Origin of the sequence: Streptomyces cyaneofuscatus (genome assembly GCF_033109485.1) — a bacterium.
GTDB lineage: Bacteria > Actinomycetota > Actinomycetes > Streptomycetales > Streptomycetaceae > Streptomyces > Streptomyces cyaneofuscatus.
In genome coordinates, this window is sequence record NZ_CP137002.1 from 7,606,695 (window position 1) to 7,631,841 (window position 25,147).

Genomic DNA, 25,147 nt, shown 5'->3' on the forward strand with positions numbered 1-25,147 from the left:
ACGGCATCAGGCTCGCCGCACCGCCGCACCCAGGTACTTCACCTCAGCCGACCACGGCCGACCGGGCCGGGGCCGCCGCGACGGCCTCGGGGCTGATGGGGACGGACCCGAACGGCCCGTCGGTGATCGACCCGTAGACCGCGAGCGGCGGCAGGGTCGAGGTGTTGCAGACCGCCGGCAAGGTGAACCAGACGGCCTTTCCGGCCGCGCCGCTCGGCCGTACGCCCCAGCTCTCGCTGACCGCGGCGATCAGGGCCAGACCCCGTCCCGAGGTGGCGAAGGAGTCCGCCTCGTTCACCGTGGGGACACGGGGGTCGTGGTCGTGGACGGAGACCGTCAACCGGTCGAGCAGCAGCTCGATGTCGACGGTGCATGACTTGTCCGGCTGTGCGTGCCGGTGGACATTGGTCAGGAGTTCGGTGACGCCCAGGGCTGCCTGGTCGATCAGAGGATCGAGATGCCAGTAGCGCAGTTGGGCCGAGATGATTCTGCGGACCTGACCGATCCGCGACGGCAGGGCTTGGAGCTCCACCGTGCAGTGCCTGCTTGGCTCGCTGATCACGGCTGCGACTCCCCGAAATAGGTCCGGAAGAAGAAGACGGACGAACGGAGCCGGCGGACGACTGGGCTGACTGCCGAATCCGCTCTGCTCTTGTCGTGTCTGCTCGTGTCGCACGATCCGGTCCCGCGGTGTCCCGTGGGAGCGAATCGCTCTGTCACCGACGGTGCACCTTCAGTGACGTGGGTCCAGCGTGGCCCAGCCCGAGCGGCTCCGCAACTCGCGGAGCCGCGTACGGCACCTGAGGAACCGGGCCCGGGGCTCAGCCCCTGCGGCCGCCCGCGCTGCGCAGCGCCTCCAGGAAGCGGCGCAGTGGGGCCGCTCCGTCGCGTCTGCGGTTGCGCTGCCCCATCGTCAACCGGTAGCGCACGCCGTTCACCCGGGCGATGGCCGAATCCGCCGCGAAGAACCACCGCTTGCCCGCACTCACCGTGCCCACCGGGGCGCTGTCGATCTCCCGCCCGTTGCTCGTCAGCAAGGACAGCCGGCCGTCCTTGACGACCACCTGACCGGCCCTGGTCAGCGACCGGGTGAACCGCTCGATCCTGACCCCCGACGCACTGAACTCGGCGTCCGCCATCGCGGCTTCGCCCCCCTTCGTCACCACTTCTCCTGTTGCAGTGTGCCCGGCCGCGCGCCCGGCCGCCAGAGGGCACGGGAGCCCGCCGCGCGCTCCTCGCACCGCCCGCCCCAACTGCTCCCGCAAGGCCTGCTCAAAGCCAGGGCTATGGACCATCAAAGTCAACGTTTGTGCAGGTCGGGGGCATATCGTGGAGACCGGAGCACCGGGCTGACGAACAGCGGCGAACAACGCACGAACAGAACAGCGGCGAACAGCGCACGAACAGGAGCACGGCGATGGACACCCATGAGCTGGGACAGGACCGCGGGGCCACGGGGGCGGTCATGGGGACGGTGGACGTCGACCGCAGCGACCCGGAGTACCGGGCCTGGCTGAAGGAGGCCGTCCGCAAGGTCCAGGCCGACGCCAACCGTTCGGCCGACACCCACCTGCTGCGCTTCCCGCTGCCCGAGGAGTGGGGCATCGACCTCTACCTCAAGGACGAGTCGACGCACCCCACCGGCAGCCTCAAGCACCGGCTCGCCCGCTCGCTCTTCCTCTACGGGCTCTGCAACGGCTGGATCCGGCCGGGCAAGCCGGTCATCGAGGCGTCCAGCGGATCGACCGCCGTCTCGGAGGCGTACTTCGCCAAGCTGATCGGCGTGCCGTTCATCGCCGTGATGCCGCGCACCACCAGCCCGGAGAAGTGCCGGCTCATCGAATTCCACGGCGGGCAGTGCCACTTCGTCGACGACTCCCGCAAGATGTACGAGGAGTCCGCGTCCCTCGCCGCCGAGAGCGGCGGGCACTACATGGACCAGTTCACCTACGCGGAGCGCGCCACCGACTGGCGCGGCAACAACAACATCGCCGAGTCGATCTACCAGCAGCTCCGCCTGGAGCGCTATCCGGAACCCGCCTGGATCGTCGCCACCGCCGGGACCGGCGGCACCTCGGCCACCATCGCCCGCTATGTGCACTACCTCCAGCACGACACCCGGGTCTGCGTGCCCGACCCGGAGAACTCCTGTTTCTTCGACGGCTGGACGCGGCACGACCCGTACGCGAGCAGCGATTGCGGCTCCCGGATCGAGGGCATCGGCCGCCCCCGTATGGAGCCGAGCTTCGTGCCCGGCGCCATCGACCGGATGATGAAGGTGCCCGACGCGGCGAGCGTCGCCGCCGTACGCGCCCTGGAGCGGGCCATCGGCCGCAAGGCGGGCGGCTCCACGGGCACCGGGCTGTGGAGCGCCTTCAAGCTGATCGCCGAGATGGTGGAGCAGGGGGAGCGGGGCAGCGTCGTCACGCTGCTGTGCGACCCGGGCGACCGCTACCTGGACAAGTACTACTCCGACTCCTGGCTGGAGGAGCAGGGGCTTGACATCGCCCCGTACACCACGGCGATCGGCAACTTCCTCGCCACCGGAACCCTGACCGACTGAGACCCAGGAGCGCTCAGGCTGCCTGAGCGCTCAGGCAGCCGATGCCGTCAGCCGCCCGTCGAGCCGGCGCACCGCGTCCCGGAAGGACCGGCCCATCCCCAGCCGCGCGACCCCCAGCACCGAGCGGAACGGGCCCGTTCCGTCGGCGGCGAAGGTCCACTGCACCCGGGTCCCGGTCCCGTCCGCGGTGAGCCGCCACTCCTCCACCAGGGCCCGCAGCCCCGGCGCGTTCGTTTCGTCGACCCGGTAGGCGTACCGCTCGCCCGGCTCGGCGGCCACGATCGTCTCGCGGAACCGGACCCCGCCGCGCAGCCGCACCTCCCGGCCCGCGCCCCCGTCGGTGGGCGTGGCCCGGGTGACGGCGGTGAACCAGGCGGGCCAGGAGGCGACGTCCTCGGCGAGCGCCCGGTAGACCACGTCCGGGGGTGCGGACACCTCGGCGGCGAACACCAGACGAATCGGCGCGGATTCGGTGAACTCCAGTCCTACGGTACGGAGTCGGCGTGCCATCGTGTGCACCTCCCGGCGGTCTGCGCCTTATGGGGCGCTCATGGGGAGGGACACCATAGCGGCCGGGGCGTCAGTTGTCTGTACCACTGCCGGCCACCGGTTCCCTGTCCTGCTGCCGCGCCCGGGCGGCTGCCTGGGCGGCCGCGGCGATGTTGCGGGCCATCCCGCCGAAGACCACCGCGTGGAAGGGTGACACGCCCCACCAGTACGCATGGCCGAGCAGCCCCTGCGGGTGGTACAGGGCGCGCTGGCGGTAGAGCGTGCGCCCCTGGTCGTCGGTGGCCACCGACAGTTCCAGCCAGGCCAGGCCCGGCAGCCGCATCTCCGCCCGCAGCCGCAGCAGTTCGCCCGGCACGATCTCCTCCACCCGCCAGAAGTCCAGCGAGTCCCCGACCCGCAGCCGGTGCGCGTCCCGCCGTCCGCGCCGCAGCCCGACCCCGCCGACGATCCGGTCGATCCAGCCGCGCACCGCCCAGGCGAGCGGGAAGGAGTACCAGCCGTTCTCGCCGCCGATGCCCTCGATCACCCGCCACAGGTCCGCCCGGTCCACCGGCACGGCCAGCTCCCGTTCGTCCCGGTAGAGACTGCCGCCCGCCCAGTCGGGGTCGGTGGGCAGCGGGTCGCTCGGCGCGCCCGGCAGCGAGGCGGAGGACCAGCGGGTGTCCACCCGGGCCTCCTTGATCCGCTGGAGGGCGAGGCTCAGCGCCCGGTCGAAGCCGATCGCCCCCTCCGGCGGATCGGGGACGTACCGCACGATGTCGTGCTCCCGGCAGACCACCTCATGGCGCAGCGACTCCGCGAGCGGCCGGGCGATCGACCGGGGGACCGGGGTGACCAGCCCGATCCAGTGGCTGGAGAGCGTCGGGGTGAGCACCGGGACCGGCACGATCACCCGCCGCGGCAGCCCCGCCACCCGGGCGTAGCCCTGCATCATCTCCCGGTACGTCGTGATGTCCGGCCCGCCGATGTCGAAGGTCCGGTTCACGTCGGGCGGCAGCGTGGCGCTCCCCACCAGGTACCGGATCACATCCCGTACGGCGATGGGCTGGATCCGGGTGGAGACCCAGCTCGGGGTCACCATCACCGGCAGCCGCTCGGTCAGATAGCGCAGCATCTCGAACGAGGCCGACCCCGAACCGATCACGATCGCCGCCCGCAGCACCGCCGTCGGCACCTGGGAGTCCAGCAGGATCCGCCCCACCTCGGCCCGCGACCGCAGGTGCGGCGACAGCTCCTTCTCGTCCACCCCGGCCGGGGTCAGCCCGCCCAGGTAGACGATCCGCCGCACCCCGGCCGCGCGGGCCTTCTCGCCGAAGTTGCGGGCGGCCTGCCGGTCGGTCTCCTCGAAGTCGGAGCCGGAGCCCAGCGCGTGCACCAGGTAGTACGCCACGTCGACGTCCCGCATCGCCTCGGTCAGCGAGTCGGCGTCGGTGACATCGCCGCGCACCACCTCGACCCGGTCCGCCCAGGGGTAGTCGCGCAGCTTCTGCGGCGTCCGGGCCAGCGCGCGGACCTGGTGGCCGGCGTCGAGGAGCGCGGGCACCAGTCTGCCGCCGATGTAGCCGGTGGCGCCGGTGACCAGGCAGCGCAGCGGGGTCTCGTCGGGGGCCTTACGTACGTCGGGTTCCTCAGGAAGATCCGTCACCTGTCCGAGTCTCGCACCCGACGGCGCACGAGGTCGGGACGAGGACTCCGTACGGCGGAGCGCGCGCTGCCGGGGGCTCAGCGCACCGCCGCCAGCGTCCCGCCCTCGGGCAGCCTCGCCGTCAGCTCGACGGAGGCGTCGCGCGGCGCCCGTACCGCCAGCGTCGGGCCGCCCGCCGCACCCCGCACCTGGCCGGTGGCCTCGATCCGGTTGACCGCCCGGCTGCCCGCCGCCAGGACGTACCACCGGCCGGAGGCGGCCTTCCAGTGCGTGCCCGCCAGGATGTGCTGCCCGAACCGGCTGCACAGGGCGGTGTCGTTCCGGTCGGCGACCACCGCCGCCGGGGCGGTGGGGGAGGCGGCGGGCTGGAGGAACTGCACCAGCACCCGGCCGGGGCCGCGCCAGGTGTCGGCGCGGGTGCAGAGCCACTCGGCCGACGCCCCGCCCTCGGGCAGCCGCTGCTCGGCGAAGGCCCAGTTGTTCACCGCCCGCACCCCCGAGCCCGACAGCGCCCGCAGCGAACACGCCGTCCGCGCCCAGGCGAGGAGCGCCTCCGGTCCGGTCGCCTCGCGGGGCTGCCGGGCGGGTGCGCCACGGCCCGGCTTCGGCGTGTACGTCAGATGCGCCGGGGCCAGGTCGCCCAGGTCGGTCACCAGGAACGCGTGGTTCTCCACGATCCGCTCGGAGGAGCGCAGCTGGAGCACCGGCCAGGCATCGCAGCCACCGCCCGCCGCCGGGCGCTCCACCGGGGCGGTGATCCCGTCCGGGCCCACCTCCAGCGGCCGGCCAGGGGTGTCCGGTGCGAGCAGGTCCCGGGTGGTGGTCTCGGAGATCCAGGGGGCGAGCAGGAACCGCGCCTTCTCGCCCGTACGGCTGACGACCACGGCGGCCCCCGTCGTCACGTCCGCGTCATCGGTCCGGGCGAAGTCCAGCGCCGCCCCGCCACCGCCCGCCAGCGGCTCCGCGTACCGCACGATGCGGACCCCGCCGTCGTGGAACAGCACCACGGCCGCCCCGTCCACCTCACCCGCGAAAAGCAGTCGGGGCGGCTGCGCGGGCGGCACGTCGACCGTGCCCGGCGTGGTCGACACCGGAACGTTCCCCGGGGGCTCGGACCAGGCCCGCAGCGCCCGCCCCAGCAGCTCCCCGTCACCCCGCCGGTCACCGCGTACGGGCCAGGCGGTGAAGTCGATGCGGGAGGTGTCCGCCCACTGCTCCGCCGCCGTACGCAGCAGGGCCGCCGGGTCGAGGGACGGGACCGTCACACCGGCTCCCGGCGCCTCGTCCCGTACGTCGTTCCCGGCGGCCACCGCGAGCGTGCCCGCCACCACGCAGAGCGCCGCCGCGAGGGCCGCCGCCCGCACCCGGTGCCTGCGCCGCAGCAGATCGCTCGGCCGGGTCTGCACGGTGCACGGGTCGAACTCCCCGGACCGCAGCAGCACTTGGGCCGCCGCCCGGTCCGGCCTCCCCAGCCGGGCCGCCCGGCGCACCGCCCCCGCCGGATCGTCCACCCCCGCCTCGGCCAGCAGCGCCCGCACCGCAGTCTCCGGCAGCCCGTCCAGCAACTGGAGCGCGAACGCGGCCCGTACGGCACCCGTGACCTCCGACAGCGACCGGTCCAGGGCCAGTTCGTCGACGCCGCCCGCCCGGGGGAAGAGCCGCAGCCCCCACACCACGGGCAGCGTCGGCCGCAGCGCGGAGGGTGCCGGGAGCCGGCCAGGCCACCAGCGGGGCCTGCGCTCGTACGCCAGCGCCGTCCGCAGCACCCGTAGCCGCATCGAGGCGTACGGGGCGTTCGCCGGAGCCTCGGCCTGCCCCGCCTCCGGGGAGCGCCGGGACTGCGCGGGCACCTGGGCCATGCGGGCCGGGGCGGTCCTGGTCACGGGCAGCGCCCGCTGCACGGCACCGTGCGCGGCCAGGACCCGGCGGTGCCGGCCCAGGGAGGGCGGCAGCACGACATAGGCGAGCCGGACCAGACGCGGGTAGTGCTCCACGAGGGCGGCCTCGGCCTGCTGGACGCCCAGGGACTCGCTGGATGCGGCGGCGGAGCGTTGCTGCGGTTGATGGATCGGCATGAGTTCGGTGCCTTCCGGGGCCGTGGCGGGGAGTGTCATACCGACAAACGAGTCAATCGTGTGACGGTCACATCACCCGCACCGGTCACCGGCGCCGGATCGGTCCTAGCGCCGGACGCCCTCTAGGGCCTGTCGTCAAACTGCCGCCTGCCGGGCGACGCCTGGCACGCCCTCCCCCAAGCTCTCGGCTTCGCTCGAGCAGGGAGGGACCCCCTCCGGCGTTGCCGCAATGCCCTGGTAGCTCCGCTACAAGACCATTCCGGCGCCTTGCGATCGCACGCACCAGACGCCGCCCGGCCGCCCTCCGGGCGACGACGGCAGTTTGACGACAGGCCCTAGGCCAGCAGCTCGTCCAGCACCCCGCCGAACAGCCGCCGCCCGGCCGAGGCCAGCAGCGGATCACCCCACCGCGGCACCAGCCGCACCCGCAGCTCCTCCACCCACACCACATGGGAACCGGAATGCGTCGGCAGCACGTCGATCGAGGCCCGGCCCAGCACCACGGAGCCGCGCTTCTCCAGCAGGCAGATCCCGGCCCGGCCAGCGGCCGGCGGCGTCCAGCGGACCACTTCCATCGGATCGTCGAAGGCCAGCGGGCCCACCCCCGTACGCGCCGTGAACACCGTGCCGACCCTGGTCGGCGGCCCGCCCGCCACCGAGATGGCGGTCAACGGGACATGCTCGGCGTGCCGTTCCCAGTCGGTCACCCGGCGCCAGGCCTCGGCTGCGGGGAGAGGGGAGAAGCGCTCGATCCGGAAGACGGCCATTCCCCGATCCTAGGACGTCACGGCCGGACGGCGACCCGAGCGGAATCCGGCGGACCGCGCCCCGGTTGATCAGCCGGGGGAAACGGTCTCCCCGGGGATCAGCCGGGGAAGACGGTCTCCTCGGGCGGTTCGTACGAATCGCCCGCCACCACCAGGCCCGGCAGATGCTCGCCGATCTCCTCGCGTGCCCCGGGAGCCAGCCCCGCGTCCGTCACGAAGGTGTCCACCTCGTCCAGCGTGGCGAAGGAGCTCAGCCCCACCGTGCCCCACTTGGTGTGGTCGGCCACCACCACGACCCGGCGGGCCGACCGGACGAAGCGCCGATTGGTCTCCGCCTCCGCGAGGTTGGGGGTCGACAGACCGGCCTCCGCCGAGATGCCGTGCACCCCGAGGAAGAGCAGGTCGAAGTGGAGGGAGTCGATGGCCCGGTCCGCGACCGGCCCCACCAGCGAGTCCGAAGGCGTCCGCACCCCGCCCGTCAGCACCACCGTCGCCGTCCCCGGCCGCGCACCCCGTCCGGCCACCGGACGCTGCGCGTCGTGGAACACGTCGGCGACCCGCACCGAGTTGGTCACCACCGTCAGATCCGGTACGTCCAGCAGGTGCCGGGCCAGAGCGTAGGTCGTCGTACCGCCCGAGAGGGCGATCGCGCTGCCAGGCTGGGCCATCGCCGCCGCCGTCCGCGCGATGTCCTCCTTGGCGCTCAGCTCCAGCGCCGACTTCACCTCGAAGCCGGGCTCGTGGGTGCTCGCCTCGACCACCGGGACGGCACCGCCGTGGACCTTCTCGATGACCCCCTGCCGGGCCAGCGCGTCCAGGTCCCGACGGATCGTCATGTCGGACACATTCAGCCTGCGGGTCAGCTCGTTGACCCTGACCCCGCCGCGCCTGCGCACCTCGTCGAGGATCAGGGCACGCCGCTGCTCCGCGAGCAGGTTCTGATTCTCGCTCAACGCCGTCGCCCGGTCCTTCCCTCTGCTCCCACGGTCCGCAGCGGCCTGCGGGACAGGCTCATCCTGCCACGCAGGCATGTCCGGCGTACCACCTGGGGAGATTCCGTGAGACCGCTCACGCACCCGCCCCGCCTCCGGGATTCTGGGGCCGGGCCGGAGCCCTCGGCTCCCCGCCCACCTTCGCCCGACCTCCGTCATGTCCTGCCCGACCCCTGTCATGTCTTCGCCGGCCCCGCGCGGCCGGTGCGCCCGAGAGAGAGTGCCGCCTTGGCTCCTGCCATCCCGCCCCCGTCGCGACCCCCGCAGAACACCGGGGCGGCGCTGGAACTGCTGGTCCACGGCGTCGGAGGCGCCACCCCGCAGGAGATGCTCGGCGATCCCCGTACCGTCCGGGTCACCGGGGACGCGACCGCCGCCGTCTACCGGCGCACCGAGGACGCCCACGGCGAGAAGCACCCCGAGCGCTACCGGGACGAACCCGTCGCCGAGGCGTACTGCTGGTCCGGGCTCACCTCCGGCAACGGCTCCCGCGCCCTGTGGCTGCTGCTCCTGCCGTTCATGGTGGTCAACCTCGCCCACTGGATGCGCCCCACCGCGTCCGGCCGCCGCCGCGCGGTCCGGCTCTACGGCGTGGTGGTGCGGCTCGTCGCGCTCAGCCTCACCGTGCTGCTCACCGCGGCCGCCTGCGAAGTAGCGCTCGACCTGGTGGCCTGGCAGTGCGCGGGCACCTCCGCCTGCTCCGAACGCCGTTCCTGGCTCGGCTTCCTGTCGAGCCATCAGGGCGGCTGGTGGTCCCAGCCCGGACGGCGGCTCGCCCTGGCGGCCGTCGTGCCCGCCGCCCTGGTGGGGCTCCTGTGGTACCTCTCCAACCGGACCTGGAGCGCCTACGAGTCCCAGAGCCCCCTGGACGCCACGGACGACGACGCCTGCGACCCGGACGGGACGGAGGAAGCCCACGGGCCGGGCGCGGACAACGCCGACGACCCGGAGTCCGCGCGCCCGGTGCCGCCCGCGCTCAGCAGGCCCGGCTTCTGGTACGGCCGCCGGCTCGTCTCCCGGCTCCGCGCCGCGCACACCGCCGCGGGCTTCCTCACCGTCGCGGCCTTCGTCATGGGGGCCGCGGCCCTCCACGACCGGACCGTCGGCAGCTCGGTGCCGCCGGTGTTCGGGGTGGTGATACAGGGGGCGCTCGTCCTCTGCGCCATGGTCGTCGTGTGGGTCATCTGCCGCCGGGGCCGCAGCGAGAGCGTCCGGGACAACCGGGTCGACGGTGCCCTCATCACGTACCTGCCCGGCTCCGCGCTCGCCCTGCTCGGCCTCGCCGTCGTGCACGCCGCCTGGTCGCGCCCGGAGTGGGTCTCCTCCGGCAGCCTGTCCGGCGAGACCGCCTTCCGGCTCCTCGCCCTCGGCCAGGGCCTCCTCGTCGTGATCATGGCGCTGGTCGCCCGCAGCCTCTACCGGCGCACCCTCGAACCCCGCACCACGCTGTACGGCCTCGGCGGCCCGTCCGTCGCCATGCTCGCCTGCGCCCTGGGCGGCGTGATGACCGGCGGCGTGGCCCAGCGCGTCGCCGACTGGCTGGACGGCCCCGGCACCCCGGGCACGGGGCGCGGCTCCATCATCGAGGGCCCGCCCGTCCTGCTCAGCTGGCAGGCCTCCGTCATCCCGGTGCTCCTGCTCCTGCTGCTCGTCCCGGTCGTCTTCCTCGTCGTCCGCACCGCGCGCCGGGCCCGCCGCATGGGCCCGGACATCGAGGCGGAGTACGCCCCCGAGCCGCCCGACCGCGCCCGCACCCGGCGGATCGCCCGCATCCGCGCCACGGCGGCCCTCACCGACTCGGCCCCCTGGATCGTCGGCGTGGTCTCCGCCGCCACCCTGCTCCTCGGCGCGGCGGCGGTCGCGGGCTCCTGGGCCAGCGGTGAGGTGCCCGGCCTCGCGACGGACGGGGCTGCCGCCCCCGTCGAATCGCTCGCCGAGGCCGCCCAGTCGACCGGCTCCTGGCTCATCGGCTTCGGCTTCATCCTGTTCGTCGCGGGCGGGCGCCGCGCCTACCGGGACGCCTCCGCCCGGCGCACCATCGGCATCCTCTGGGACGTGGGCACCTTCTGGCCGCGCGCCGCCCACCCCTTCGCGCCCCCCTGCTACGCCGAGCGTGCCGTCCCCGACCTGGCGTCGCGGATGTGTGCCTGGACGGCGACGACCAAGGGCCGGCTCATCATCTCGGGCCACTCGCAGGGCAGCGTCCTCGCGGCCGCCGCGGTCTGGCAGCTCCCCGACACGGCCCGCCGCCGGGTCGGGCTGCTCACCTACGGCTCCCCGATCGAGCGGCTGTACGGGCGCTGGTTCCCGGCCTACTTCGGAGCCGTACCCCTGCTCGGGCTGAACCGTTCGGTGCACTGCTGGCGCAACCTCTTCCGGGCCACCGACCCGATCGGCGGGCCCGTCCGGCTGTCCACCGACCCCCACCCCGGCGTCGACCGGGGACCGCTGAAGGACCCGCTGGCGTACGGGCGTACCACCGCGCTTCCGCTGCCCGAACCGATCCTCGGCCACTCCGACTACCAGGCCGACCCGGTCTTCGCGAAGGAACGGGCCGCGCTCCTCGAAGAGCTCGGACCACGGCTGCCCCGGCAGGCGGAGGGCGGGGACGTGCTGGAGAAGGGGCAGGAGGGCCACGCGAGTCAGAAGAGCTCCGGCAGATCCTCCGGATAGAGCAGGGTCAGGTCGTCCGTGCTCGTCTCGGCGAGCTGGGCGACCCGGCCCGCGTGCCGCTCCACCATCGACTCGAAGGTCTGCCGGGCGGTGCGGCCGTTGCCGAAGGCGGGGCCCTTGGGGAGCGCGGTGAAGTACTTCAGCAGCGCCTCGCCGGTCCCCTCCGCGAGGCTGTACTCGTGCTCCTCGGCCTGCTGCTCGACGATCCGCAGCAGCTCCTCGGGGACGTAGTCGTGGAAGGTGATGGTCCGCGAGAAACGGGACGCCACACCGGGGTTGACGGTGAGGAACCGCTCCATCTCGTGGGTGTACCCGGCGACGATCACCACCACCGCGTCCCGGTGGTCCTCCATCAGCTTCACCAGCGTGTCGATGGCCTCACGGCCGAAGTCGCGCCCGGAGTCCTCCGGGGAGAGCGCGTACGCCTCGTCCACGAAGAGCACCCCGCCGCGCGCCCGGTCGAACGCCTCCTGGGTCCTGATCGCCGTCGAGCCGATGTGCTCCCCGACCAGGTCCACCCGGGAGACCTCGACCAGGTGGCCGCGCTCCAGCACCCCGAGCGAGGCCAGGATCTCTCCGTACAGCCGGGCGACCGTGGTCTTTCCCGTACCGGGGGAGCCGGTGAAGACGAGGTGGCGGCGGACGGAGGCGGCCTTGAGCCCGGCCTCCGCGCGGCGGCGGCCCACCTCGATCATGTCGGTCAGCGCCCGCACCTCACGCTTGACGCTCTCCAGGCCCACCAGCGCGTCCAGTTCACCGAGGACCGCCGCGGAGTCCCGGGCGGGCTCGGCCGCCGGAGCCACCGGTTCGGGCTCCACGGCCCGCTGCCCGGGCATCGTGTTCAGCAGGCCGGGGGTCGACTGCGTGGCCGTCAGCACGGCGGGGGCCGGAGCCGGTGCCGTACGCAGACCGCTCTCGTCGCTCGTGCAGTCCGTGACCACCGGGCCGGAGCCCCCGGACCCGTCGCCGGTCGGCCCGGCGAAGCCCTCGGGGAACTCGTAACCGCCGCGCGCGCACCGCTCGGTGCGGCAGCGGGTCAGCGTGGTGCGGCAGCCGTCCATGACATGGAAGCCGTATCCCTCGCTGCCCGTCACCCGGCAGCTGTCGAAGGTGCCGCGCCCCTCGGCGGAGACGTAGAACCCGGCCTCGGCGGGGTTGGTGACCGTGCACCGCTCGATGACGGGGTCGGCGCCCTTGGTGACGATGACCCCGGTCTGGGCCGCGTCGACGGTGCAGTTGTTCAGCGTGCCGCCACTGCCGTGGTCGCGGAACCAGGCGCCGGTGGAAGCCTCCCGGATCCGGCAGTCGTCCAGCTGGGCGGTGGCGCCGTCGCTCACGGAGACGGCGGTGTTGCGGATCTGCGAGAGGTCGCTGTCCACCACATCGGCGCGCGATCCCCGGTCGAGGACGAAGAGGGCGTCCGGCACGTCGTGGACCCGGCAGGCGTCCAGTATCACCGTCGCCCCGTCGCTGACCCAGACCGCCGGATAGTCGCCCGTACTGTCGTGGATCTCGCACTGGTTGGCGTCCACGCGGGTGCCCGGGTCCCAGACCGAGAGGCCGTTGCGGCCGAAGCGGCGGACCGTGGAACGGGTCAGCGTGAGCACCGAACGCGACCGCAGGTCGATCGCGTTCTCCGGAATGTCGTGGATGTCGCAGTCGGCGAGCGTCAGCACCGCGTCGGTGTCCAGTGTGACCCCGTCGCCCGACGTACGGTGCACGGTGCAGTCGGTGAGGTGCGCGGTGGCGCGGGCGGTGACCTGGACGCCGCTGCCCTTGACCTCGTACACCTCGCAGCCGATCGCCTCCAGACCGCTGCCCTCACCGGTGACGCCGATGCCCGCGCCGGAGGAGTGGTGGATCCGGCAGCGGTCCAGGCGCGGGTGGCCGCCGTCGCGGACCGAGACACCGGACTGCCCGGCCGAGACGATCTCGCACTCCTCGAAGACCCCGCCCGCCCCGTCGAGTACGGCGATGCCGACGCCGGCCGGATTGTCGACGGTGCAGCGCCGCACGGTGGGCCGGGCCGCTCCCCGTACCTCGATGCCGGCGGCCGACCGCGTCACGATCCGCAGATCCGAGAACTCGGGGGTGCCGTCCTCCACCAGCACGGCCGGGGCGGCGGAGTCCTGACCCTCGATGTGCAGATCCTGGACGATCGCGGAGGCGCGCACCGTCAGTGGTACGCCGTCGACCGGCGCGATCCGCACGGAGCCGACCGACCCCTCGGGGCCGCGCAGGGTCACCGCGCGGTGGAGGACGAGGTTCTCCCGGTAGGTTCCGGGCGCGACGGTGAGGACGTCACCGTCGGCCGCCGCTTCCAGGGCCGCGGAGAGGGAGGCGTACTCGCCCGTGCGGCGGCGCCATCGCGATGTGCCGGTGTGCGTCACCTGGACCGTGCCCTGTGCCATGGAGTTGCTCTGCCCCCACCTCGTGCTGTGCTGCCTCGGGTCGTGCTGTGAAGCCCTGGGGCCGTGATGGCCCGGGTCTCTCCGGCCGCCCGCCTGTCGAGGAGGCGGACGCGGTCGGACCACCGTAGCGCGCGGGAGGGGCGGGAGTTGACGACTCGGGCCGCCGGGGTGCTGTCGCCGCCCGCCGTACGTCGTCGAGGTGGCCGCCCGCCGTCAGCTGCCCGTTCCGGCCCGGCCCCAGTCCGGGCCCGCCTCGGCCCACTCCCGGTCCCAGAGCGCGTACCGCTGCCGCACGAGGCGCCCTACGACCAGCCGCCTGCCCGCCTCGACGCACCCGGCGGCGAGCAGGAAGACACCGACCCCGCCGAGCACCGCGTGCGTACGGGCCGCGTCCGCGTCCATCGGCGGCGGTACGGGGAGGCCCGCCGCGTCCGTCCAGACCCGCACCGGCGCCCCGGGCTCCCGGGACTTCGACGTGGTGACCTCTCCGGTGTGCCGGGTGCCGTCCGGCGCCCGCCAGGCCGCCATCACCGAGGTCCGCCCCGACTCGGCACCCGGGTCACCGGCGAACCGACGCGCCTGAGGCGCCGGTCCGACCACGACCGCGGTGACGGGCCGCCGCTCCTCGTGCTGGGCCCGTATCTCCTGCTGGAGCGAGGCGTCGGCGAGCGCACCGCCCGCCCAACCGGCCGCCGGCGCCCCCAGCGCCAGGAGCACCAGCGCGCCGAGCGTCACCCACGCCTCGCGGCGGTCGGTGGCGCGCCACAGCGGACTGTGCCGCCACTTGAGGACTCCCACTCCCATGCTTTTCCCCCCGGTCGTTCCCATGATCCCCCCGGGGCCTTGGGTCCCGGGCCCCGCCCCCGTTTCCTCAGTCGAGGATCTTGACGGGGTCCCCGACCCGGATCACCCCGGTCCCGTCCGGAATCAGATTCTGGCCGAAGAGCAGCTGATTGCCGACCCTGCGGTGGCGGGCCAGCGTGAGCAGCGGCTCCTTGCCGCGCTCGGCGGTCCGCTGGTCGGTGGTGGTGATCACGCAGCGGCCGCAGGGCTTCACCACGGAGAAGGGCACATCGCCGATCGCGATCCGCCGCCAGCCGTCCTCGGCCCATGCCTCGGTGGAGCCGACCACGACGTTCGGCCGGAAGCGGTCCATCGGCAACGGCCCCTCGTGCGGCCGGTCGCCCGCCGCGATCAGCGCGTTGAGGGCGTCGAGCGAAGCGGTGGTGGTCAGCAGCAGCGGATAGCCGTCGGCGAAGGAGACCATGTCCCCGGGGCGCGCGAACGCGGGGTCGACGGCTCTGCGGCGCGCCGGATCGTCGAGATGCACGAGCCGGGCCTCCGAGCCGAGGATCTCGCTGAACCAGGCGTGCGCCTCGTCCGAGGCCTCGGCGACCGTGACGGTGTCCCGGTGCAGCTCCACATCGATAAGGCGCTCCGGCCCCGGCACCTCCACCCGCAGGGGCGGAGCGCCCGGGGCGGAGAGGGCGATCCCCCCACCGGACAGCGGCACCGCGGAGATCCGCGCCAGAAACGGCTGCTGTCGTTGGGTGATCACCCGCGGCGCCTTGTCGACCAGCATCCAACGGCGGTCGCCGTCGAGTCCCCATGGCTCGACGGCGATCTCGTCGGATGTCTGGGCGCCCAGCGATTTGACCGGATACAGGTGGACGGACCGGAGCACGGGAGAGGCCATACGCCCCATCCTGCCAGTCACCTATCCATACCTACGCACGGTTTGTTCGCGGAGCCCGCGGCGGTCCGGAGGGTCAGTATCCCCGGCTCTGGTACGGCCGGTTGTACGGGTCCTCGTACGGCGACGGGGCCGGTGCGGGCCGCGGCGAGGCCGGACGCATCGACTCGTACCCGGTGCCGGGCGCGGGGCGCTGCGGCTGGGGCTGCTGCGGGTAGCCGCGGACCGCCGAGGGCTGCTGCGGGATGTACGGCGCCGGGGCGCTCTGCAGCCCGCCGCCGTACATCGGCGCGCTCTGCGCCGGGGCCTGCTGGTACTGCGGCATCGGCTGGTGCTGCTGCGGATAGCCGTAGGAGCCGACGGGCTGCGAGGGGGCGGCGGGCAGGGCCGGCAGCGCCGACGGCAGGGCCGGCAGATAGCTGCTGGACGTGTCGTACGCGGCAGGGACGCGGATCGGAGCGATCTGCGGGGTGCCCCGCTCCGCGACCAGGGAGTCGTAGATCGGAGTGTCGGGGAACGACGCGGCGTAGTAGCCGCCGCCGAAGGCGGAGCGAGGGGAGGTCATGGCACCTAAGTTAAGCCCACGATGTGCCGGTTGGGGAGCCCCAATCTTAGGGTCATCCGTTTTTACGCTTGTTCTGTCGGCCGGGACCACCAAAACACCGCTAATCCCTCGCCTATCAGAGGCATTCCTCTTGGCGGGCCATTGTCGACGAGAAGTGGCGGGCGGGTTACAAAGGGCGACAGCGGGCCCGCTTCGGGCGGGAGCGGTCCGGTTCGGCGGCGGGTCACGCCCGTTCGGGCGGACGCTGCTTTCGGGGGGAGCCCGTCCCGGGGGTACCCGCACCCGGCGGTTTCGGCCTGTGGCCGGTGGCCGGGGCCACGCCACGTCTTCTGCCTCTCGGGGGTGCGCTCCCCTCGGCCGAGGCGACGACCTCATCGCGGCCGGCCGCCCGCGGTGGCCTGCTCGGGTTCGGCCACGTCCCCGCGTCCCCGGTCACCGAGCGCCTCGGCGGCACGCTCCTGCGACAGCGGCCCCTGCCCCTCTTCCCGGGTTGCGATCGCCGAACTCATAGACAGTCACGCGGCTTCCTATGAGGGCCTGTTCGCCGCACATTGCCGGGTCCGCCCGGTAAAACAACTACAGGACGGCGCCGACGTCGGCACGCTCGGTTTCGTGGAATTTCGGCCCGATGGAATGCCCGGCCGGTGAACGGCCGCGTCGCCGTCCTGGTGCTGCGGGCCGGGTCTCCGCGATCATGATCGGATGAAAGCTCGATTCCTCGGCATCCCCGAACTGGTCGAAACCCCGCCCGTGGCGGTCGTGGTCGACGTCATGCGCGCCTGCACCGTGGCCGCCTGGGCCTTCGCCCAGGGGGCGGAGAAGATCGTTCTGGCCGAGTCCCTGGACGAGGCCCTGGCGCTCAAGGCCCGCCACCCGGACTGGGTGGCGCTCAAGGACGGCCCTCCCGCGCCCGGCTTCGACGCCGTCAACTCGCCGGGCCTGCTGCGCTCCCTGGACCTCGGCGGACGGACCGTCGTGCAGAAGACCACGGCGGGGACGGTCGGCGCACTCGCGGTGAAGGACGCGTCGCTGGTGCTGTGCGCGGGCTTCGTCGTCGCGGAGGCCACGGCCCGGTTCCTGCGCGGACGCGGCGGTGACAGCGTCACGTTCGTGGTCACGGGCGAGGACGGGCGCGCCGATGAGGACCTGGCGTGCGCCCAGTACATCGCCCGGAGGGTCACCGAGGACGTGACGGACGCGGACGGCTTCCTCCGCCGCGCCGGTGCGTCGCGCGCCGCCCGCGAGCTGGCGGAGGGCGTGCGCCAAGGCGTCCACCCCGATGACATCGCCCTCTGTCTCGAACTCGACCGGTTCCCCTTCGCCATGGTGGCGACCTCGGAGGACTCCCTCATGGTCCTGCGTCCCCACCCGGGCCACGCGTAGTCGCCGAACCCTTCCGGTGGCCGCCCGGCGGAGGGATTAGGTTGTGCGGAAAGGCCTGCGGGCAGCCGGAACCGTGATGGGGGCGAGCATGACCATGCAAAAGGGAGCCAACGTTCCGGTGCCTGCGGGCACCGTGCGCGTCGAACTGGGGTGGCGGGCCGCCGCGGGCACCCCTGATGTCGACGGTTCCGCACTCCTGTTGGTGTCGGGCAAGGTACGTGACGACGCCGACTTCGTCTTCTACAACCAGCCGGCCCACGCCTCCGGCGCCGTCCGCCACGAGGGCAAGCGGACCGCCGGTGACGGAGTCACCGACACCCTCCTCGTCGACTTCGGCAGGGTCGAGCCCGCGATCGACCGCGTCATCGTCGCGGCCTCGGCGGACGGCGGCACCTTCGGGCGGGTGAGCGGACTGTACGTACGGGTCGTCGACGCGGCCGGCGGCGCCGAGCTGGCCCGCTTCGACTCCACGGACGCCACGATCGAGACCGCGTTCATCCTCGGTGAGCTGTACCGGCGCCAGGGCGCCTGGAAGTTCCGCGCGGTCGGGCAGGGGTACAGCAGCGGACTGGAAGGCCTGGCGACGGACTTCGGCATCTCCGTCGACGAACCGCAGCAGGCCGCGGCGCCCGCACCGGCCAGGCCCGCCGCCCCCACCCCCGTACAGCCCACGCCTCCGGCCCCCACCCCCGTACAGCCCACGCCTCCGGCCCCCGCTCCCGTACAGCCCACGCCTCCAGCCCCCACCCCGACGCTCCACGTCGCCCCACCCGCCCCGCCGGCCCCTCCCGCCCCGGCGCCGCAGCCCGTGCGGCTGTCCAAGGTCACGCTGACCAAGGACGCCCCGTCCGTCTCCCTCGCCAAGCAGGGCGGCACCTCCGGCGCGCTCCGCGTCAACCTCAACTGGGAGGTGCGCAAGCAGTTCAAGGGCTGGGGAGCCAAGCTCGGCAGGGCCGTCGCGATGCACGGGGACCTCGACCTCGACCTCTGCGCGCTGTACGAACTCACCGACGGCCGCAAGGGCGTCGTGCAGGCTCTCGGCAACGCCTTCGGCTCGCTGGCCCAGCCGCCCTTCATCCACCTCGACGGCGACGACCGCACCGGCGCGCTCTCCACCGGCGAGAACATGACCGTCAACCTCGACCGCAAGGACCTGCTCCGCCGCGTCCTGATCTTCGTCACCATCTACGAGGGCGCCCGGAGCTTCGCCGATCTGCACGCCACGGTCACCCTTCAGCCGCAGAACGGCGCGGCGATCGACTTCTCCCTCGACGAGTGCACCGTCCCCTCCACGGTCTGCGCGCTCGCGCTGATCACCAACAACGGCGGTGACCTCACCGTGCAGCGCGAGGCCCGCTACCTGGTGCCCGACCGCGGCGTCAGCCCGCAGCGCACCATCGACGCCGCCTACGGCTGGGGCATGAACTGGACCCCCGGTCGCAAGTGAGCCCCACGTGACCCACCCCGCCGCCCGGCCGGACCCGGCGCCCCCACGGCGTCACCGGCCGGGCGCGGCCCCGGCCGTCCCGTCTGGATCGGGCCGGGCGTAGGTACGGCCCTTCCAGGCGGCCCCCCGCCCCCGGTAGTGCTGGACCGCCGAGTCCACCGTCATCAGCAGGTACAGCACCGCCGTGAACGGCAGCAGCGGCCCGAGCCACGGCGACTGCCGGTAGTACGCCAGCATCGGCAGGTACGTCGCCGTCATCACCGCCCAGGCCGCGCCACCTGCCCAGGCCGCCACCCCGTCGCCGGCCGCCAGCCCCGCCACCAGCGTCACGGGCGGCCCCAGGTAGACCAGCGCCAGCCCCGGGACCGTCCCCGCCAGCAGCAGCGGACTGTGCCGCAACTGCGCGTACGCGCTCCGCGCCACCATCCGCCACAGGTCCCGCAGCCCCGGATACGGCCGCACGCTGTCCACCCGGTCCGCGAGCCCCAGCCAGATCCGGCCGCCGCCGCGCCGCACCTCCCGCGCCAGCGACACGTCGTCGATCACCGCCTGCCGGATCGACTCCGGGATCCGCGCCCGCTCGGCCGCCTCCGTCCGCAACAGCACACAGCCGCCCGCCGCCGCGGCCGTACGCGACCCGCCCCGGTTCACCCGGCGGAACGGGTAGAGCTGCCCGAAGAAGTAGACGAACGCCGGCACCACCAGACGCTCCCAGAAGCTCTCCACCCGCAGCCGCGCCATCTGCGACACCAGGTCGTAGCCGTCCGGCCCCTCGGCCCCGGCCGCCGCCACCAGGTCCCGCAGGCTGTCCGGCTCGTGCGCGATGTCCGCGTCGGTCAGCAGCAGGAAGTCCGGTTTGTGGAGCCGGGCCAGCGCGATGCCGTGCCGCAGCGCCCAGAGCTTGCCCGTCCACCCGGGCTCCGGCTCCCCGGGCTCCGCCACCGTCAACGGCAGTCCGCCGAACCGGGCGGCCAGCTCCCGGGCCAGCTGCCCGGTGCCGTCGCCGGAGCAGTCGTCGACCAGGATGATCCGGGCCTCGCCCGGGTAGTCCTGGACCAGCAGCGAGGGCAGGCTCACCGGCAGCATGTCCGCCTCGTCACGGGCCGGTACGACCACCGCCACCGACGGCCAGCGCACCGGGTCGGTGAGCCGGGGCAGCCGCTGGTCGGTCCGCCAGTAGAAGCCCTGCCCCAGCAGCAGCCACACCCACGCGATCAGTGAACCCACGGCGATCCAGGCAACGGCGCTCATTCGCCGCAGTCTGCCCCACGGAGCCCGGTCCGCAAGGGCTGTCGGCTAGGGTGACCGGGTGAAGATCGCGCTCATGGACTCCGGAATCGGCCTGCTGGCGGCAGCGGCCGCCGTTCGCCGACTGCGGCCCGACGCCGAGCTGGTCGTCTCCTCCGACCCCGGTTCCATGCCCTGGGGTCCGCGCACCCCCGAGGACGTCACCGCCCGCGCGCTGGCCGTGGCCCGCGCTGCCGCCGCCCTCCGGCCGGACGCCCTGATCGTCGCGTGCAACACCGCCTCCGTCCACGCCCTGCCCGCGCTCCGTGCCGCACTGGAGCCCGCGCTGCCGGTCATCGGCACGGTCCCCGCCATCAAGCCCGCCGCCGCGGGCGGCGGCCCGGTCGCCATCTGGGCCACCCCGGCCACCACGGGCAGCCCCTACCAGCGCGGGCTGATCGCCGAGTTCGCCGGGGCCGTCGACGTCACCGAGGTCCCCTGCCCCGGACTCGCCGACGCCATCGAGCACGGCGACGAGGCCGGTATCGACCGCGCCGTCGCCGCTGCCGCCGCCCTCACCCCACCGGGCGTACGGGCCGTGGTCCTCGGCTGCACCCACTACGAGCTGGTCGCCGACCGCATCCGCGCCGCCGTCCAGCAGCCCGGCCTCCCGCCGCTGGTCCTGCACGGCTCCGCCGGGGCCGTCGCCGCCCAGGCGCTGCGCCGGATCGGTGCCGAGGCCGCCCCGACGGCCGAACCGTCCGGCACGCTCACCGTCCTCCTCGCCGGCCGCCCCGGCACCCTGCCGGAGCCCGCTCTGGCCTACGCGGAGGGCCGCACCCTCCAGGCCGCGGCCCCCGCCCGCTGACCCCGCGGCCCCCGGGCCGGGCGGCTTGATCGTGGGTACGCTGCGAATATGACGGACCACCCCGAGAGCGCGCACCACGGCTCGTCGCAGGCCCCGTCCACCGTCTGGACCGGCCGCGCGACCAACCACTTCCAGTGGCTCCTGGCCCTGGTGGGCGCGGGCTGCATGGCTCTGGGCATCGAGCTCGCCGTCGTCTCGCCCTGGTCGTCCGGGATCGCCCCGCTGCTGATGTCGGTCATCGGCTGCCTCGCCGTCGGACTGCTCGTCCTCTTCGGGACGCTCGCCTTCGTCCATGTGGCCGTGAAGGTCGACGGGGACGCCCTGGAGGTCCGCTGCGGCCACGCCGGGCTGCCGCGCCGCAGGATCCTGCTCACCCATGTGGTCGGCGCGGAGTACGTGGCCAAGGTCAACCCGCGCCAGTGGGGCGGCTGGGGCTACCGCTGGCGCCCCGAGCAGGGCACCGCCGTCGTGGTGCGCAAGGGCGAGGGCATGGCCCTCCGGCTCGGTGACGGCCGCACCTTCACCGTCACGGTGGACGACGCGGAGAGCGCCGTACGGTTCATCCGCCAGCGCCTCCACCTGGCCGCCGGCGCGGAGCGGGACCGGGACTGACCACGCGGACGCCGCGGAGAACGGGCACGCGGCGGCCCCTCGCGGCCCCAGGCCGTCCCCCCGGCCCACAGCCGCCCACCGTAGACTCCGCCAGGTGAGCGCCACTATGACCCCAGTCGCCGACCCGCCGCCCGCGCCGACGCCCCGTACCGCCGGAATCCTCCGGCGACTCCTGCGCCCGGCCGCCGCAGCCCTCTCCGGCGTGCTGCTCTACGCGAGCTTCCCGCCCCGGCCGCTCTGGTGGCTCGTCCTGCCCGGCTTCGCCCTGCTCGGCTGGGTCCTGCACGGGCGCAGGCTGCGCGCCGCCTTCGGCCTCGGCCTGCTGTCCGGGCTCGGCTTCATGCTCCCGCTGCTGCACTGGACCGGCGAGGACGTCGGCCCGGTGCCGTGGCTCGCCCTCGCCGCCGCCGAGGCGCTCTTCATCGCGGTGGGCTGCCTCGGGATCGCCGCCGTGACCCGGCTGGCGTACTGGCCCTTCTGGGCGGCCGCGGTCTGGACCCTGGACGAGGCGGTCCGGGCCCGGATCCCGTTCGGCGGCTTCCCCTGGGGCAAGATCGCCTTCGGCCAGGCGGAGAGCCTGTTCCTGCCGCTCGCCGCGCTCGGCGGCACCCCGCTGCTCTCCTTCGCCGTCGTGCTGTGCGGCTTCGGGCTTTACGAGGCCGTGCGCCGCTTCCGTACGTACCGCTCCACCGGCGAGATCCCCCGCGCCGCCGTCGCCGGAGCCGCCGCCTGCGTCCTCGTACCCGTCGTGGCCGCGCTCGCCTCGCTCCCGCTCGTCGACGACTCCGCCGAGGACGGCACCGCCACCGTCGCCGCGATCCAGGGCAACGTGCCCCGCCTCGGCCTCGACTTCAACGCCCAGCGCCGCGCCGTCCTGGACAACCACGCGGGGCGCACCACCCAGCTCGCCGACGAGGTGAAGGCGGGCAAGGCGAAGCAGCCGGACTTCGTCCTCTGGCCGGAGAACTCCTCCGACCTCGACCCGTACCTCAACGCCGACGCCCGCCAGGTCATCGACGACGCGGTGAAGGCCATCGGGGTCCCCACCGTCGTCGGCTCGGTGGTCGAGAAGGGCTCCGACAGCCTGCGCAACACCCTGATCGAGTGGGACCCGGACCAGGGCCCCGTCGACACCTACGACAAGCGGCACATCCAGCCGTTCGGCGAGTACATGCCGATGCGGACGGTCGCCCGCTTCTTCAGCGAGGACGTCGACCGCGTCCAGCGCGAGTTTGTCCCCGGCAGCAAGGTCGGCGTCTTCGACCTTGCCGGTACGAAGGTGGGGATGGTCACCTGCTACGAGGCCGCCTTCGACGACGCCGCCCGCGACACCGTCCTCCACGGCGGCCAGATGATCGCCGTGCCCAGCAACAACGCCACCTTCGGCCGCAGCGAGATGACCTACCAGCAGCTCGCCATGTCCCAGGTCCGGGCCGTCGAGCACGGGCGGTCCGTCGTCGTCCCCGTCACGAGCGGGGTCAGCGCGGTCATCCGCCCCGACGGCACGATCGCCGACCGGAGCGGCATGTTCACCCCCGACGCCCTGGTCGCCGAGGTCCCGCTGCGCTCCTCGCTCACCCCCGCCACCCGGATGGGCCCGCTGCCGGAGGCCGTCATCGCCCTGCTGGCCGTGGCGGGCCTGGCCTGGTCGGGCATGTCGGCGGCACGGGCGCGGCGGGAGCGGGGGACCACGCGGTAGAGCCGGCCCGGCCACGTAGGCTCGGATCCATGGCGACTCCCGACTTCATCCGCACCATCCGCGCCACCGCCGGACACCAGCTGCTCCTGCTGCCCGGGGTGACCGCCATCGTCTTCGACGACGAGGGCCGGGTCCTGCTGGGGCGCCGGGCGGACACCGGGAAGTGGTCGGTGATCGGCGGCATCTCGGACCCGGGGGAGGAGCCCGCCCGGACGGCGGAGCGCGAGGTGCTGGAGGAGACCGGCGTGCACTGCGTGGCCGAACGGCTGGTGCTCACCCAGGCGCTCCAGCCCGTGCAGTACGCCAACGGCGACCGCTGCCAGTACGTCGACATCACCTTCCGCTGCCGCTCGACCGGCGGCGAGGCCCGGGTCAACGACGACGAGTCGCTGGAGGTGGGCTGGTTCCCGCTGGACGGGCTGCCGCCGCTCGCCGAGTTCGCCCTCTTCCGGATCAAGCAGGCACTGACGGAGGGGCCGGCCTGGTTCCAGCCGACGCAGGTCGACGCCTGACCCTCACTTGTCCGGCCCCCGCCACAGGTGGCGCACCCGCAGCCAGACGTCCCGCGCCTGCCGCCCCGCCGTCGTACGGCTCCGCGCCACCAGCTGCCGGGCCTGCTCGGGCGTCTCCACCATCGGCCCCGAACCGCGCAGCGGCCGCCCCGCCGTCTCGTGGAGGAAGAAGGTGGCCACCAGGCCGATCACCCCGGCCACCATCAGGTAGTACGCGGGCACCATCTCGTCGCCGGTCGCCTCCACGAGGGCGGAGGCGAACAGGGGGGTGGTACCGCCGAAGAGTGAGACCGAGATGTTGAAGGCGATCGACAGCGCCCCGTACCGCAGCCGGGTCGGGAACAGGGCGGGCAGCGTCGAGGCCGCCGTACCCGCGAAGCAGACCAGGAGCAGCCCCAGCACCGCGCAGCCGAGGGCGGGCAGCAGGATCCCGCCCTGCCGGATCAGCAGGAACGCCGGTGCGGCCAGCACGATCAGGGCCACGCTGCCCGCCATGAACACCGGTCTGCGGCCCCAGCGGTCCGAGGTGCGGCCGACCGTCGTGATCATCAGCACCACCAGCAGCATCGTGCCGAGGACCAGCAGCTGGGACGTGGTCTCCGGTTCGCCGAGGGTCTGGGACATGTAGGTCGGCAGATAGGACGTGACCATGTAGTTGGTGACGTTGTAGAGCAGCACCAGGCCCATGCAGATGAGCACCGCCTGCCAGTGCCGGGTGAAGATCTCCTTGAGCCGCCCCTTCCCGGACTGGCGCGCCTCCTCCACCGGATCGTTCTCCGTGCGCGCCTTCGCCTGGGCCTCCTCCTCGCGCTGGAACGCCGGGGTCTCCTCCAGCTTGAGCCGCATGTAGAGCCCGATCAGGCCCATCGGGCCCGCCACGAAGAACGGGATGCGCCAGCCCCAGTCGGTCATCCCGTCGGTGCCGAGGACGGCGGTGAGCACGGTGACCAGGCCGGAGCCGAGCGAGTAGCCGACGAACGTGCCGAAGTCGAGCCAGCTGCCGAGGAAGCCGCGCCGCTTGTCGGGGGCGTACTCGGCGATGTACGTGGTGGCGCCCGCGTACTCCCCGCCGGTCGAGAAGCCCTGCACCAGACGGCAGACCAGCAGCAGGAGCGGGGCGGCGAAGCCGATCGCGGCGTACGTGGGGAGGAAGCCGACGGCGAACGTACTGGCCGCCATCATGATCATGGTGAGTGCCAGCACTTTCTGGCGTCCCACGCGGTCGCCCAGCGGCCCGAAGACCAGTCCGCCGAGCGGGCGCACCAGGAAGGCGGCGGCGAAGGTCGCGAAGGTGGAGACGACCTGGGCGCCGGGGGAGCTGGAGGGGAAGAACACCTTGCCGAGCGTTCCGGCCAGGTAGGCGTAGACGCCGAAGTCGAACCACTCCATGGTGTTGCCGAGGGCGGCGGCCGTGACGGCCCGGCGCACCTTCGGCGGGTCGGTGACGGTGACGTCCTGCTCGCGCAGGGACCTCTTCCGTCGGCGGATGACCGTACGGACCATCC

22 protein-coding genes are annotated in these 25,147 nt (G+C 73.5%); 8 read left to right on the forward strand and 14 right to left on the reverse strand.

Annotation, left to right across the window (positions count from 1 at the left end; genetic code table 11):
• Positions 1-43: 43 nt before the first annotated feature.
• Both R2B67_RS33705 and R2B67_RS33710 read right to left on the reverse strand, forming a co-directional pair.
• Positions 44-562: an ATP-binding protein gene (locus tag R2B67_RS33705; protein ID WP_317823867.1), complete on the reverse strand. Its 519-nt coding sequence runs from the start codon at positions 560-562 to the stop codon at positions 44-46.
• 259 nt (positions 563-821) lie between these two features.
• Positions 822-1,139 carry a hypothetical protein gene (locus tag R2B67_RS33710; RefSeq protein WP_109980822.1) on the reverse strand — a complete coding sequence of 106 codons (318 nt, stop codon included), beginning with the start codon at positions 1,137-1,139 and terminating at the stop codon, positions 822-824.
• Positions 1,140-1,417: 278 nt separating this feature from the next.
• Here R2B67_RS33710 and R2B67_RS33715 point away from each other — a divergent pair, with 278 nt between their 5' ends.
• The gene (locus R2B67_RS33715) at positions 1,418-2,563 is read left to right on the forward strand and encodes a PLP-dependent cysteine synthase family protein (protein ID WP_317823874.1); all 1,146 of its coding nucleotides are present in this window, start codon (positions 1,418-1,420) and stop codon (positions 2,561-2,563) included.
• A 30-nt stretch (positions 2,564-2,593) separates the two neighbouring features.
• On the opposite strand, the gene R2B67_RS33720 is transcribed toward R2B67_RS33715, so the two are convergent.
• The 5 genes from R2B67_RS33720 to R2B67_RS33740 form a co-directional block, all read right to left on the reverse strand.
• On the reverse strand, positions 2,594-3,073 hold the full coding sequence (locus R2B67_RS33720; protein WP_018514815.1) for an SRPBCC family protein: 480 nt from the start codon (positions 3,071-3,073) through the stop codon (positions 2,594-2,596).
• 70 nt (positions 3,074-3,143) lie between these two features.
• Positions 3,144-4,718: an SDR family oxidoreductase gene (locus R2B67_RS33725; protein ID WP_317823886.1), complete on the reverse strand. Its 1,575-nt coding sequence runs from the start codon at positions 4,716-4,718 to the stop codon at positions 3,144-3,146.
• Positions 4,719-4,795: 77 nt separating this feature from the next.
• Positions 4,796-6,793 (reverse strand): hypothetical protein, encoded by a 1,998-nt coding sequence (locus tag R2B67_RS33730; RefSeq protein WP_317823893.1) that lies wholly within the window; start codon positions 6,791-6,793, stop codon positions 4,796-4,798.
• Between the two features lie 335 nt (positions 6,794-7,128).
• Positions 7,129-7,560, reverse strand: a complete 432-nt coding sequence (locus R2B67_RS33735) for an SRPBCC family protein (protein WP_317823899.1) — start codon at positions 7,558-7,560, stop codon at positions 7,129-7,131.
• A 98-nt stretch (positions 7,561-7,658) separates the two neighbouring features.
• Positions 7,659-8,513 (reverse strand): DeoR/GlpR family DNA-binding transcription regulator, encoded by an 855-nt coding sequence (locus R2B67_RS33740; RefSeq protein ID WP_317823906.1) that lies wholly within the window; start codon positions 8,511-8,513, stop codon positions 7,659-7,661.
• Positions 8,514-8,780: 267 nt separating this feature from the next.
• Between R2B67_RS33740 and R2B67_RS33745 the strand changes: the two genes are divergently transcribed.
• The gene (locus R2B67_RS33745; RefSeq protein ID WP_317823916.1) at positions 8,781-11,225 is read left to right on the forward strand and encodes a hypothetical protein; all 2,445 of its coding nucleotides are present in this window, start codon (positions 8,781-8,783) and stop codon (positions 11,223-11,225) included.
• Here R2B67_RS33745 and R2B67_RS33750 read toward each other — a convergent pair.
• The 5 genes from R2B67_RS33750 to R2B67_RS33770 all read right to left on the reverse strand — a co-directional run bounded on the left by R2B67_RS33750 (position 11,195) and on the right by R2B67_RS33770 (position 16,403).
• Positions 11,195-13,636, reverse strand: coding sequence for a right-handed parallel beta-helix repeat-containing protein (locus R2B67_RS33750; RefSeq protein ID WP_317823924.1), 2,442 nt, complete (start codon positions 13,634-13,636; stop codon positions 11,195-11,197). The two genes, R2B67_RS33745 and R2B67_RS33750, sit on opposite strands and share 31 nt — an antisense overlap.
• 213 nt (positions 13,637-13,849) lie before the next feature.
• On the reverse strand, positions 13,850-14,440 hold the full coding sequence (locus tag R2B67_RS33755) for an Rv1733c family protein (protein WP_317823931.1): 591 nt from the start codon (positions 14,438-14,440) through the stop codon (positions 13,850-13,852).
• 67 nt (positions 14,441-14,507) lie between these two features.
• Positions 14,508-15,332, reverse strand: coding sequence for an MOSC domain-containing protein (locus R2B67_RS33760; RefSeq protein ID WP_317823939.1), 825 nt, complete (start codon positions 15,330-15,332; stop codon positions 14,508-14,510).
• Positions 15,333-15,405: 73 nt separating this feature from the next.
• Positions 15,406-15,894, reverse strand: coding sequence for a DUF6643 family protein (locus tag R2B67_RS33765; protein ID WP_018514824.1), 489 nt, complete (start codon positions 15,892-15,894; stop codon positions 15,406-15,408).
• A gap of 371 nt (positions 15,895-16,265) precedes the next feature.
• The gene (locus R2B67_RS33770; RefSeq protein WP_317823953.1) at positions 16,266-16,403 is read right to left on the reverse strand and encodes a hypothetical protein; all 138 of its coding nucleotides are present in this window, start codon (positions 16,401-16,403) and stop codon (positions 16,266-16,268) included.
• A gap of 193 nt (positions 16,404-16,596) precedes the next feature.
• On the opposite strand from R2B67_RS33770, the gene R2B67_RS33775 reads away from it, so the two are divergent.
• A complete protein-coding gene (locus tag R2B67_RS33775; RefSeq protein WP_317823959.1) occupies positions 16,597-17,277 on the forward strand; it encodes a 2-phosphosulfolactate phosphatase in 681 nt (226 codons plus the stop codon).
• Between the two features lie 76 nt (positions 17,278-17,353).
• The gene (locus R2B67_RS33780; protein WP_317823965.1) at positions 17,354-18,724 is read left to right on the forward strand and encodes a TerD family protein; all 1,371 of its coding nucleotides are present in this window, start codon (positions 17,354-17,356) and stop codon (positions 18,722-18,724) included.
• A gap of 51 nt (positions 18,725-18,775) precedes the next feature.
• Here R2B67_RS33780 and R2B67_RS33785 read toward each other — a convergent pair whose 3' ends face one another.
• Positions 18,776-19,975 (reverse strand): glycosyltransferase, encoded by a 1,200-nt coding sequence (locus tag R2B67_RS33785; protein WP_317823972.1) that lies wholly within the window; start codon positions 19,973-19,975, stop codon positions 18,776-18,778.
• Between the two features lie 58 nt (positions 19,976-20,033).
• Here R2B67_RS33785 and R2B67_RS33790 point away from each other — a divergent pair, with 58 nt between their 5' ends.
• From R2B67_RS33790 to R2B67_RS33805, 4 genes are all read left to right on the forward strand, one after another.
• A complete protein-coding gene (locus R2B67_RS33790) occupies positions 20,034-20,819 on the forward strand; it encodes a glutamate racemase (RefSeq protein ID WP_109976676.1) in 786 nt (261 codons plus the stop codon).
• Positions 20,820-20,867: 48 nt separating this feature from the next.
• On the forward strand, positions 20,868-21,431 hold the full coding sequence (locus R2B67_RS33795; RefSeq protein WP_317823983.1) for a hypothetical protein: 564 nt from the start codon (positions 20,868-20,870) through the stop codon (positions 21,429-21,431).
• Positions 21,432-21,537: 106 nt separating this feature from the next.
• Entirely contained in the window at positions 21,538-23,130 is a 1,593-nt protein-coding gene (gene lnt, locus R2B67_RS33800) for an apolipoprotein N-acyltransferase (RefSeq protein WP_317825020.1), read from the forward strand.
• A 29-nt stretch (positions 23,131-23,159) separates the two neighbouring features.
• Positions 23,160-23,642, forward strand: coding sequence for an NUDIX hydrolase (locus R2B67_RS33805; RefSeq protein WP_317823985.1), 483 nt, complete (start codon positions 23,160-23,162; stop codon positions 23,640-23,642).
• A gap of 3 nt (positions 23,643-23,645) precedes the next feature.
• On the opposite strand, the gene proP is transcribed toward R2B67_RS33805, so the two are convergent.
• On the reverse strand, positions 23,646-25,145 hold the full coding sequence (proP, locus tag R2B67_RS33810; protein WP_317825022.1) for a glycine betaine/L-proline transporter ProP: 1,500 nt from the start codon (positions 25,143-25,145) through the stop codon (positions 23,646-23,648).
• Between the last annotated feature and the right edge of the window lie 2 nt (positions 25,146-25,147).

Coding starts and splice junctions, on each gene's coding strand:
- R2B67_RS33710 (WP_109980822.1), bottom strand. CDS start 1,139: ATGGCGGACGCCGAGTTCAGTGCGTCGGGGGTCAGGATCGAGCGGTTC.
- R2B67_RS33715 (WP_317823874.1), top strand. CDS start 1,418: ATGGACACCCATGAGCTGGGACAGGACCGCGGGGCCACGGGGGCGGTC.
- R2B67_RS33720 (WP_018514815.1), bottom strand. CDS start 3,073: ATGGCACGCCGACTCCGTACCGTAGGACTGGAGTTCACCGAATCCGCG.
- R2B67_RS33730 (WP_317823893.1), bottom strand. CDS start 6,793: ATGCCGATCCATCAACCGCAGCAACGCTCCGCCGCCGCATCCAGCGAG.
- R2B67_RS33735 (WP_317823899.1), bottom strand. CDS start 7,560: ATGGCCGTCTTCCGGATCGAGCGCTTCTCCCCTCTCCCCGCAGCCGAG.
- R2B67_RS33750 (WP_317823924.1), bottom strand. CDS start 13,636: ATGGCACAGGGCACGGTCCAGGTGACGCACACCGGCACATCGCGATGG.
- R2B67_RS33755 (WP_317823931.1), bottom strand. CDS start 14,440: ATGGGAGTGGGAGTCCTCAAGTGGCGGCACAGTCCGCTGTGGCGCGCC.
- R2B67_RS33760 (WP_317823939.1), bottom strand. CDS start 15,332: ATGGCCTCTCCCGTGCTCCGGTCCGTCCACCTGTATCCGGTCAAATCG.
- R2B67_RS33765 (WP_018514824.1), bottom strand. CDS start 15,894: ATGACCTCCCCTCGCTCCGCCTTCGGCGGCGGCTACTACGCCGCGTCG.
- R2B67_RS33770 (WP_317823953.1), bottom strand. CDS start 16,403: ATGAGTTCGGCGATCGCAACCCGGGAAGAGGGGCAGGGGCCGCTGTCG.
- R2B67_RS33775 (WP_317823959.1), top strand. CDS start 16,597: ATGAAAGCTCGATTCCTCGGCATCCCCGAACTGGTCGAAACCCCGCCC.
- R2B67_RS33780 (WP_317823965.1), top strand. CDS start 17,354: ATGGGGGCGAGCATGACCATGCAAAAGGGAGCCAACGTTCCGGTGCCT.
- R2B67_RS33785 (WP_317823972.1), bottom strand. CDS start 19,975: ATGAGCGCCGTTGCCTGGATCGCCGTGGGTTCACTGATCGCGTGGGTG.
- R2B67_RS33795 (WP_317823983.1), top strand. CDS start 20,868: ATGACGGACCACCCCGAGAGCGCGCACCACGGCTCGTCGCAGGCCCCG.
- lnt (WP_317825020.1), top strand. CDS start 21,538: ATGACCCCAGTCGCCGACCCGCCGCCCGCGCCGACGCCCCGTACCGCC.
- R2B67_RS33805 (WP_317823985.1), top strand. CDS start 23,160: ATGGCGACTCCCGACTTCATCCGCACCATCCGCGCCACCGCCGGACAC.
- proP (WP_317825022.1), bottom strand. CDS start 25,145: ATGGTCCGTACGGTCATCCGCCGACGGAAGAGGTCCCTGCGCGAGCAG.